This is a genomic window from Streptococcus suis, assembly GCF_019794555.1.
Lineage (GTDB): Bacteria > Bacillota > Bacilli > Lactobacillales > Streptococcaceae > Streptococcus > Streptococcus suis_AB.
Genome location: NZ_JAIMEP010000080.1, coordinates 1 through 602 on the forward strand (window position 1 = coordinate 1; position 602 = coordinate 602).

Annotated in this window: 3 tRNA genes; all 3 read left to right on the plus strand. The window is 46.3% G+C overall.

What is annotated here, in order from left to right:
- The first annotated feature begins 159 nt into the window (after positions 1–159).
- The 3 genes from K6V48_RS11725 to K6V48_RS11735 all read left to right on the plus strand — a co-directional run bounded on the left by K6V48_RS11725 (position 160) and on the right by K6V48_RS11735 (position 556).
- A tRNA-Val gene (locus K6V48_RS11725) sits at positions 160–232 on the plus strand.
- Between the two features lie 113 nt (positions 233–345).
- Positions 346–418, plus strand: a tRNA-Asp gene (locus tag K6V48_RS11730).
- A gap of 65 nt (positions 419–483) precedes the next feature.
- Positions 484–556: transfer RNA gene (locus K6V48_RS11735), tRNA-Lys, on the plus strand.
- Positions 557–602: the final 46 nt, after the last annotated feature.

Genomic DNA, 602 nt, shown 5'->3' on the forward strand with positions numbered 1-602 from the left:
TGCCCCCTGTTAGATACGGTAGTCGCTTAGCAAGATTTGGAGAGAAATCTCCATATGGGAGTTTAGCTTAGTTGAAAGTGAGAGGAATTCGAGCTTTCAAGTTGGAGATGAGGAAAACGAAGTTTTCTCCATGCCCAGCTGAGCTAAGTCCCACCCATTGGGAGTTTAGCTCAGCTGGGAGAGCATCTGCCTTACAAGCAGAGGGTCAGCGGTTCGATCCCGTTAACTCCCATATCATGTTACTAAGAGCGTTAAGAAATCCGTAAGAAGATAGGAAACTGACGCAGAGTTAATGACTCTAGGAAGTTTATCTTTTTCACTAGGATTTTAGCTTGAGTACAGATTGGTCCCGTAGTGTAGCGGTTATCACGTCGCCCTGTCACGGCGAAGATCGCGGGTTCGATTCCCGTCGGGACCGTTCAAATAGTTTGGTAGACTATTTGAAGTTGGAAATGGAGCAAACAGAGTTTGCATCATATTTAAGACTCGTTAGCTCAGTTGGTAGAGCAATTGACTTTTAATCAATGGGTCGCTGGTTCGAGCCCAGCACGAGTCATATGCGGGTTTGGCGGAATTGGCAGACGCACCAGATTTAGGATCTG